Genomic DNA, 8,982 nt, shown 5'->3' with positions numbered 1-8,982 from the left:
CCTCTTGTTTTCTGTCGAAATATATGATCAAAAAAAATATCGATAAACAAGACAGAAAAATGTGTCATGGGGAGAATGCCGTGAAGAAGGTCCTTGCCGCCCTTACGGTCAGCGTGGCGCTGACCGGCACCGCCTTTGCGCAAGCCAGGATCCAGGTTGGCTGCACGGCGACCTCGGACTGCGCCTCGGCCATGATCGCGATCGACGAAGGTATCTTCAAAAAGCACGGGCTCGAGGTCGAGATGACGCCGATCGGCATCAACTCGAACATCCCGGCGGCGATCCTGTCGAATTCGATTCAGATCGGCGGGCCGACCTCGACGGTGTTCCTGCAGGCTGTCGACGGCGGGCTCGATCTCGTCGCCATCGCGGGAGCCACCGTCATGAGCCCGGTATCGAACGGCAATATCACCGCCTTCGTCCGCAACGGCATCACCATCAAGGAGCCGAAGGACTTCGTTGGCAAGAAAGTCGGCGCGCCCGGCCTCAACGCCTTCCTGCACGTGCTGTTCGTGAAATGGCTCGTGGAGAAAGGCGTCGATCCCAAGGGCGTGAATTTCGTCGAGGTCACCTTCCCGACCATGGCCGACATCATCAAGTCGGGCGGTGTCGATGCCGTGCTGACAGCCGAACCGTTTGTGACCCGCATGACCAATGCCGGGCTGGGCTCGGTCGGCGCACGCTATGCGGTCGAACTGGCGCGCACCGATCCGATCATCTTCTACGCGGCGTCGCGCGAATGGGCAGAGAAGAACGCCGCGGCGATCAAGAAATTCCGCGAAGCGCTCACTGAGTCCGCCGTCATCGTCAACAATGATCGCGAAAAGGCGTCGAATTCGATTGCAAAATTCACCAAGCAGCCGATCGAGCTGGTCAAGGCAACGCCGCCGAACCGCTCCGAACCGACGCTCAAGCCTGAACAGCTCGCCTGGTGGATCGAGGTGATGTCGACGCAGAAAATGCTGCAATCCAAGCTCGACACCTCGAAGCTGGTGCTGAAGTAAGGGACTGCCGATGCCGGCTTCCGACCGCCAAACGACCCGACCGGTGACCGAAGCCGCCACCTTGAGCGAGCGCGCGGCGCTGCTGGTCGAGCAGGACATCCTCGCCGGTCACCTGGCGCCGGGGTCGCGCCTCGGCATCGTCGATCTCGTGCAGCGCTACGAGATCGGCGCGACGCCGCTCCGCGAGGGCCTGTCGCGTCTGATGTCGCGGGGGCTGATCGTCGGCATCGGGCAGCGCGGCTTTCGCGTCGCCGACATCAGCCGGGAGGATTTGCTTGATATCACCACCATGCGCACGGCGGTCGAGGTCGAAGCCATCAGGCTCGCGATCGTCAACGGCGATGATGCCTGGGAGGCCGGCATCGTCAGCGCGCTGCACCAGATGCGCCGCCATATCGAGCGCACCGGCGATGAATTCCGCGAAGGCGCCGAGGATTTCGACCGCCTGCACAAGGGCTTTCACACCGCGCTATTGGCGGCCTGCGGCTCCAGACGCCTGCTGGCGGCCCATTCCGATCTCTACGATCAGGCCTATCGCTATCGGCGCGTGATGATGCGCTCCGTCGACAGCGGCAAGAAGTTCGTCCGCGCCCATCAATTGCTGGCTGATCGGATCATCGCGCGCGACATCCCCGGCTCCCAGGCCATGCTGGAAGCGCATCTGCGCTCGACCCTCAATTTCGTCTATCCTCCCGGCAGCGAGAGCTGAACCATGGCAAGCGCCGCAAAACGCCTCGACGCCGCCCCCGGCACGCCTGCGCCGCAAATCAGCTTTGATGCGGTCACGCTGCAGCTTGGCGGCAAGACCATCATCGAGAATCTGAGCCTGAGTGTGCAGCCCGGCGAATTCGTCTGCATCGTCGGCGCTTCCGGCTGCGGCAAGACCACGGCGCTGCGTCTCGCCGCCGGTCTCTACCAGCCGACCAGCGGAAGAGTGAATTTCGACGGCCAGCCGATGCGCGAGCCGCGCCGCGAGATCGCGATCGTGTTCCAGGATTACGGCAAGGCGTTGCTGCCGTGGCGCACCGCAGCCGGCAATGTCTCGCTGGCGCTGGAAGCAGCCGGCATGCCGTCGGCCGAGCGCCCGGCCCGCATCGAGGAGTTGCTGCGCACCGTCGGCCTGCCCGGCCACGCCGGAAAATATCCGTCGGAAATGTCCGGCGGCATGCAGCAGCGCCTGCAGATCGCCCGCTGTCTCGCGCAGGAGCCGAAGACGCTGCTGATGGACGAGCCGTTCGGCGCGCTGGACGCGATGACGCGGCAGGGTTTGCAGGACGAGGTGCTGTCGCTGGTGGCGGCCAGCGGCGCCACCGTGATCTTCGTGACCCACGACCTCGATGAAGCGATCTATCTCGGCGACCGCGTCATCGGCCTGCTGCCGCATCCGGGACGAATCGGCATCGAACTGGCGGTCAACCTGCCGCGGCCGCGCGACCAGCTATCGACCCGCGAGCATCCGGAATTTTTGCGGCTGCGCCGACAATTGTTCGACTTCATCAAGGCGACCGAGCAGTGACGGCGAATTCCGCCAAGGCGCTGGCGCTGCCGCTCGCCGTGCTGGCAGCGTTCGAGCTCTGGGCCCGTGCCACGCATCTGCAGAGTGATAGTCTTGCGCCGCCGAGCGATATCCTGATGGCGCTATTCGGCGCCTTCGCCGACCTCTCCATCCTGGCGGCGACGCGCGACACGCTGTTTTCGGCTTTCGCCGGGCTTGCGATCGGTACCATCATCGGCCTGGCCTTCGGCATTGCATTCGGGATTTCGGACACCTTGAACCGCCTGATGGAAGTGACCGTCGAGGCGATCCGCCCGATCCCCTCGATTGCGCTGTTGCCGATTGCGCTGATCGCGCTCGGCTTCGGCTACCGCATGGAAATCGTGATCGTCGCGTTTGCCTGCGTCTGGCCGGTCCTGATCCTTTCGCGCGCGGCGGTACGCAGCATCGAGCCGCGGCTGATGGAAGTGGCGCGGGCGCTGCGGCTGCCGCCGGCGCAACGGGTCTGGAAGATCATCATCCCGGCGGCGCTGCCGCGGATCTTCGTCGCTTTCCGCCTGTCGGCCGGCATCGCGCTGATCGTCGCCGTCACGGTCGAAATCGCCATCAATCCGCTCGGCCTCGGCGCCGGTATCATGCTGGCGCAGCAGGCGCTGCGCCCGGACCTGATGCTGGCCTATCTGGTCTGGATCGGCGCCATCGGATACGCGCTGAATGTCCTCCTGGTCGTCGCGCAGAACCGCCTGTTCGGCCGGGCTGCCTTGAGTGGGGACGGCAGATGAATCGCGGCGCAATCCTCTGGCGGGTGGCAAGCTTTGCGGTTGCGGCCGGCTTCATCGGGCTATGGCAATTGATCGCCAATCTGAAACTGGTCTCGCCGGTATTCCTGCCGGGGCCTGACAGGGCCTGGGCGTCGCTGGTGCGGGGATTTTCCTCCGGCGATCTCTGGAGCAAGCTCGCCGGCACGCTCGAACACATGGCCTATGGCTGGCTTCTCGCCTCTATCGCCGGCATCGCGATCGGCGCGATCATCGGCTCGTCTCGGACGATGCGGACCTATGTCGCGCCCTCGCTGGAATTCTTGCGGCCGCTGCCGGTCTCCGCGATCATTCCGGTTGCGATCGCCATGCTCGGGCTGACGCAGGCGATGGCGCTGTTCGTGATCTCCTTCGGCGCGATCTGGCCGATCATGCTCGCGACCATCCACGGTTTTGCGGCGGTCGAGCCCCGGCTCTACGAGGTCGCGCGGTCGCTGCAGATGTCGCGGCTTGCGGTGATCTTCAAGATCGCCCTGCCCTCGGCCAGCCCCGACATCCTCGCCGGCATGCGCCTCAGCCTGACGGTCGCGCTCATCCTCTCGGTGGTCTGCGAAATCCTGGCCGGCCTCGACGGCCTCGGCCACTGGGTGCTGCTATCGGCCCGCGCGTTCCGGTCAGCCGACCTGTTCGCCGGTGTCATCCTGCTGGGGGTAACGGGCTATGTAACGTCGGTGGCAATGTCGCTGGCGGAACACAGATTGCTGGCGTGGCAAGCGGCGCAGCGCTGACGTCGGGCCGCGCAGCTAGATGTGGAGCCTCAACAGGTTGTTCCCGGTTAGAGCGAGTCTGCTGATGGGTGGCATCGCGCCGATACTGCCATGAGGGCGATGCCAATTGTAGCGGTGAAGCCATCTTGGCAGTTCGGCGGCGCGTTCTCCTGAGGTGTTGTAGGCGCGGGCATAAGCCCACTCGCGCAAGCTGGTCTGAATGAAGCGTTCGGCCTTACCGTTGGTCTTCGGCGTGTATGGCTTGGTGCGAATGTGCTTGAGGCCGAGGCGCTGGCAGGCTTTGCGGAAGGCGCGCGATTTATAGCAAGAACCGTTGTCGGTCATCACCCGCTCGACCCTGACGTCCAGGCTGGCGTAGTAAGCGATCGCAGCTTTGAGGAAGGCCACGGCGCAACCCTGCCGTTCGCTCTTCATGACCTTGCTGAAGGCGATCCGGGAAGCATCGTCGATACAGACGTGGACGTATTCCCAGCCAGGCCCTTCGCCGCGGGCACGCAGGTTGCTCTGACCGGTTCGATCGCCGGTGATGCGATGGCCTACCTGGTTGAACTTGCCGAGCTTTTTGATGTCGATGTGGATCAGTTCGCCGGGATGTTCACGCTCGTAGCGCCGCACCGGTTCGGCCGGTTCCAGGTCGCGCAACCGGTTCAATCCCAGTCGCCGCAGGACACGACTGACAGTCGCCGGAGAGATGCCGAGTTCGGCCGCGATCTGCTTGCCCGTGTGGCGCTGTCGGCGCAGCGCCTCGACCGCAGCGCATGTGGCAGGCAGGGTTTGGCCTGGCAATGAATGGGGCCGTGAGGAGCGATCACGCAACCCATCAACACCTTCCTCCCGGGAGCGCTTGACCCATTTGGCGACCGTCTTCGCTGTGACGTTGAACCGGAGCGCGGCTGCGGCCTTCGTCAGGCCGCCCTCGATCACGCTCCGCACCATGGCCTCTCGACCTTTCGGCGTCAGAGGCGCATTCTTATGGTGTCCATTCGGTCCTCCGGGGATTGGCTAAAGCTTCGACAACTTCAGCTTCCTCGTTCAGGACTGGATGGACAACCTCCTGAAAGCTCACAGCTAGATGTGGAGCCTCAACAGGTTGTTCCCGGTTAGAGCGAGTCTGCTGATGGGTGGCATCGCGCCGATACTGCCATGAGGGCGATGCCAATTGTAGCGGTGAAGCCATCTTGGCAGTTCGGCGGCGCGTTCTCCTGAGGTGTTGTAGGCGCGGGCATAAGCCCACTCGCGCAAGCTGGTCTGAATGAAGCGTTCGGCCTTACCGTTGGTCTTCGGCGTGTATGGCTTGGTGCGAATGTGCTTGAGGCCGAGGCGCTGGCAGGCTTTGCGGAAGGCGCGCGATTTATAGCAAGAACCGTTGTCGGTCATCACCCGCTCGACCCTGACGTCCAGGCTGGCGTAGTAAGCGATCGCAGCTTTGAGGAAGGCCACGGCGCAACCCTGCCGTTCGCTCTTCATGACCTTGCTGAAGGCGATCCGGGAAGCATCGTCGATACAGACGTGGACGTATTCCCAGCCAGGCCCTTCGCCGCGGGCACGCAGGTTGCTCTGACCGGTTCGATCGCCGGTGATGCGATGGCCTACCTGGTTGAACTTGCCGAGCTTTTTGATGTCGATGTGGATCAGTTCGCCGGGATGTTCACGCTCGTAGCGCCGCACCGGTTCGGCCGGTTCCAGGTCGCGCAACCGGTTCAATCCCAGTCGCCGCAGGACACGACTGACAGTCGCCGGAGAGATGCCGAGTTCGGCCGCGATCTGCTTGCCCGTGTGGCGCTGTCGGCGCAGCGCCTCGACCGCAGCGCATGTGGCAGGCAGGGTTTGGCCTGGCAATGAATGGGGCCGTGAGGAGCGATCACGCAACCCATCAACACCTTCCTCCCGGGAGCGCTTGACCCATTTGGCGACCGTCTTCGCTGTGACGTTGAACCGGAGCGCGGCTGCGGCCTTCGTCAGGCCGCCCTCGATCACGCTCCGCACCATGGCCTCTCGACCTTTCGGCGTCAGAGGCGCATTCTTATGGGTGTCCATTCGGTCCTCCGGGGATTGGCTAAAGCTTCGACAACTTCAGCTTCCTCGTTCAGGACTGGATGGACAACCTCCTGAAAGCTCACAGCTAGAGCATGATCCGGAAAAGTGTGCAGCGGTTTTCCGAAGAGATCATGCTCAAACAAAAAGATAAAGCGGGATGGCGATTCGAAGAAAAGTCATCGCACTTTAGGTGTCCGCAACAGGGCGAGCCGAAACCTCGGGCTCCTTCGACGTGGTCATAAGGCGCCGGCAAGCCCGCCCAATCCACCGCCAGAGCGCGCGAAGACTGAAGGTGACGAGCACCTCATGGTGCCGCATCCCCTTGCCGCCCTTGACCAACCCAAGATCGCGGATGATGCAATACGTCCCGCTGCTCATGCGGGCGAACTTCGCACCTCGAAAATGATTGCGCACACGCGACAACATGCACGCAGCTTGCACCGCGGATCGATTCCGTCAATCTTGACCGGCGGCGAATCAACCCGCCGAAATACGAAAGCCGTCAAAGCGTTGCGTTGTTGCCCCGCTCGCCGATGCGATAGAGTTGCGCAGTCCGAACCGGCAACCGATTGAGCACGGCGCGCCGCTCGTTCATGCGCGCACTCGGCGAATCCGGCTGCGCAAAGTATTCAAGGATCTGGATCCGGATTTCCTCCGCGAGCGGACCCTCGACTTGGCGCATCCGATTCCAGAGCCGGATGATTTCCCGTTGCTTCTCGATATCCATTGGTCACCTCCGAAGATGATCAATGAGAACATACCAAGAACGATATTACAAGCCGAAAATTGCAACCTGTTCTAGAAGCAGAGGCTGAGAATCTTCAGTCGGCAGGCCTCGGCCGGGCGGGATTTCGGCTTCGCAACGCTTGCCTGCTTTGATTCCTTTGGCGAAGTCTTCGGCGAACCCTTTGGCGTCTTGGGACGCTCATAGTCGCCCGCGATCACCATGGCCCAGTACATGCGGCCGGTCTTCGCGCTTTTCACGCTGGCAACACCGACGCGCGTCGCGCCGGGCAACAGCAGGTTTTTCCGGTGCCCCGATGAATTGATCCACTGGTCGAGGGTTTTGGGAAAGCTGTCGTAGCCGTAAGCAATATTCTCTGCGGCGCGGCCTGCGCCCGCCGGACTCATACGCGTATTGAACCGGCCAAGGACATCGTGATCGAGCTGGTCCTTGGCGGCCATCGCCTGGGCCTGATCGTGCGCGATCCGTGTGAGCGTCGCGTCCAGGGTTACGCGCTTCTCCCCGTGCTTCAGTCGAAAATCAGAAATCATCTGCGCGGGATTGGCCATGGCCGTCTGGCTGTCGGCTACCGTGGCAAAGCAAATCAGCAACCCCAGCAGCAGCACCCGCCGCGCCACAATGACCGTCTTCCTACTAATCACAATTGTTCCCCGCCCATCGCGCCGGGAAAATTCGGCGCGAAAAGAAACAGCAAGTCATTGATTTTATTGGTCGGGGCAGCTGGATTCGAACCAACGACCTGCAGTACCCAAAACTGCCGCGCTACCAGGCTGCGCTATACCCCGATCCCCAGGAAATGCGTCGATACACGCTAAAACCGCTGCCAGCAAGACGATGGAAGGCCGGGTCAGCGCTTGTTGAACAGCGGGTGCGCCACCCGGTCGCCGGGCTGAATTCCATATTTTTGGGCCGTGCCGGCAATCACTTCCAGCACGCCCCTGGCGAGCCCGCCCGACGAGATGATCTTGGTGGACATGGGCTCGGTATTTTCGGCGATCCGCAGGATGCGGCCGTCGGCGCGGATGAAGATCATGTCGAGCGGGATGTAGGTGTTCTTCATCCACATCGAGATCTGCTGCTCAGGCGAGAAATCGAACAGCATGCCTTTGCCGTCGGGCAGTTCCTTCCGGTACATCAGCCCTTGGGTTTTCTCCTCCTCCGTCGTCGCCATTTCGACCGAGAACACCTGCACCCCCGATTTGGTGACGATCTCGAGCGGCTGGATGCGCTCGGCCTTGGCGGCAGGATTGGCACAGAGGGTGACAAGCACGGCGAATGCCGCCAGCGACGCCATAAGGCGGCCCGCGAAGCGAACCCACACAATCATCAAAGCGAAACTCATCAAAGCACTCACGCGGAAATCTGAGGGGGGAATTGCCGGCGAACCCTACCCCAGGGATTGCGGAAAATGCCAGAGGCCGCCGCGCAGGTGCACGGCGGTCAGCTCACGTTTCCGTCAGTAGTCCGGCGGTATTAATGCGAGGACAGTGCCGACGGTCCTGTCTCGGGATGGATCTCGGCCGCCATCATGCCCTTGGACCCGGGCCCGAAGCGCACCAGCACGTACTGGCCCGGCCGCAGTTCGGTCATGCCGAACCGTCGCAGCGTTTCCATGTGGACAAAAATATCGGGAGTGCCCTCGCCGCAGGTCAGGAAGCCGAACCCGCGCAGCCGATTGAACCATTTGACCTGGGCCCGCTCCAGACCGCTGGTCGGCGTGACGCTGACATGGGTTCTGGGCGGCAGCATTTGCGCCGGATGGATCGCGGTCGATTCGTCCATCGAGACGATTCGGAACGCCTGATAGCCCTTGGCGCGCTGCACGCATTCGACTACCAGCCGCGCGCCTTCATAGGCGGTCTGATAGCCATCGCGCCGGAGCACCGTGACGTGCAGCAGCACATCGGGCCAGCCATTGTCCGGAACAATGAAACCGTAGCCCTTCGAAGCGTCGAACCATTTGATGACGCCCGATATTTCGACAAGGTTGGCTGCGGCATCGCCGAGCCCTGAAAGCGCATCCACTGCCGGATCGCGCTGCGCGCCGGCTGAGTATTCACCTGGTCCAAGTCTGTTTTGCCCTGTCCCGCCTGGCGGCGGCCCCCCGAGCTTCTTGGACCCAAATTCGTCCGACCCCATGACCCCGGACCTCACA

At 62.6% G+C, this 8,982-nt stretch carries 11 protein-coding genes and 1 tRNA gene; 5 read left to right on the top strand and 7 right to left on the bottom strand.

Going from position 1 to position 8,982, the window contains the following annotated elements; translation table 11 throughout:
• Positions 1-80: 80 nt before the first annotated feature.
• The 5 genes from ACH79_RS31870 to ACH79_RS31850 are packed head-to-tail and all read left to right on the top strand — an operon-like array spanning position 81 to position 4,045.
• On the top strand, positions 81-1,004 hold the full coding sequence (locus tag ACH79_RS31870; RefSeq protein ID WP_246738213.1) for an ABC transporter substrate-binding protein: 924 nt from the start codon (positions 81-83) through the stop codon (positions 1,002-1,004).
• Positions 1,005-1,014: 10 nt separating this feature from the next.
• On the top strand, positions 1,015-1,713 hold the full coding sequence (locus ACH79_RS31865) for a GntR family transcriptional regulator (RefSeq protein WP_161854486.1): 699 nt from the start codon (positions 1,015-1,017) through the stop codon (positions 1,711-1,713).
• A 3-nt stretch (positions 1,714-1,716) separates the two neighbouring features.
• Positions 1,717-2,520, top strand: coding sequence for an ABC transporter ATP-binding protein (locus tag ACH79_RS31860; protein WP_161854485.1), 804 nt, complete (start codon positions 1,717-1,719; stop codon positions 2,518-2,520).
• Positions 2,517-3,281, top strand: a complete 765-nt coding sequence (locus ACH79_RS31855) for an ABC transporter permease (RefSeq protein WP_161854484.1) — start codon at positions 2,517-2,519, stop codon at positions 3,279-3,281. The genes ACH79_RS31860 and ACH79_RS31855 overlap by 4 nt, the downstream gene beginning before the upstream one ends.
• The gene (locus tag ACH79_RS31850) at positions 3,278-4,045 is read left to right on the top strand and encodes an ABC transporter permease (RefSeq protein WP_161854483.1); all 768 of its coding nucleotides are present in this window, start codon (positions 3,278-3,280) and stop codon (positions 4,043-4,045) included. Before ACH79_RS31855 ends, ACH79_RS31850 begins: the two co-directional genes overlap by 4 nt.
• 15 nt (positions 4,046-4,060) lie before the next feature.
• On the opposite strand, the gene ACH79_RS31845 is transcribed toward ACH79_RS31850, so the two are convergent.
• The 7 genes from ACH79_RS31845 to ACH79_RS31820 form a co-directional block, all read right to left on the bottom strand.
• Positions 4,061-4,981 carry an IS481 family transposase gene (locus tag ACH79_RS31845; RefSeq protein ID WP_161854482.1) on the bottom strand — a complete coding sequence of 307 codons (921 nt, stop codon included), beginning with the start codon at positions 4,979-4,981 and terminating at the stop codon, positions 4,061-4,063.
• 132 nt (positions 4,982-5,113) lie between these two features.
• Positions 5,114-6,082 (bottom strand): IS481 family transposase, encoded by a 969-nt coding sequence (locus ACH79_RS31840; protein WP_161852537.1) that lies wholly within the window; start codon positions 6,080-6,082, stop codon positions 5,114-5,116.
• Positions 6,083-6,584: 502 nt separating this feature from the next.
• A complete protein-coding gene (locus ACH79_RS43305; protein WP_202639373.1) occupies positions 6,585-6,809 on the bottom strand; it encodes a hypothetical protein in 225 nt (74 codons plus the stop codon).
• Positions 6,810-6,880: 71 nt separating this feature from the next.
• Positions 6,881-7,444, bottom strand: a complete 564-nt coding sequence (locus ACH79_RS31835) for a CAP domain-containing protein (RefSeq protein WP_371419305.1) — start codon at positions 7,442-7,444, stop codon at positions 6,881-6,883.
• Between the two features lie 91 nt (positions 7,445-7,535).
• Positions 7,536-7,612 (bottom strand) — tRNA-Pro (locus ACH79_RS31830).
• 62 nt (positions 7,613-7,674) lie between these two features.
• Positions 7,675-8,121 (bottom strand): DUF192 domain-containing protein, encoded by a 447-nt coding sequence (locus ACH79_RS31825; RefSeq protein ID WP_246738211.1) that lies wholly within the window; start codon positions 8,119-8,121, stop codon positions 7,675-7,677.
• 179 nt (positions 8,122-8,300) lie between these two features.
• Positions 8,301-8,966, bottom strand: coding sequence for a cold-shock protein (locus tag ACH79_RS31820; protein WP_161854481.1), 666 nt, complete (start codon positions 8,964-8,966; stop codon positions 8,301-8,303).
• Positions 8,967-8,982: the final 16 nt, after the last annotated feature.

Origin of the sequence: Bradyrhizobium sp. CCBAU 051011, from assembly GCF_009930815.1 — a bacterium.
Taxonomy (GTDB): domain Bacteria; phylum Pseudomonadota; class Alphaproteobacteria; order Rhizobiales; family Xanthobacteraceae; genus Bradyrhizobium.
Note: the sequence above shows the minus strand (reverse complement) of the source record. Positions and strands in the feature narration are given on the sequence as shown.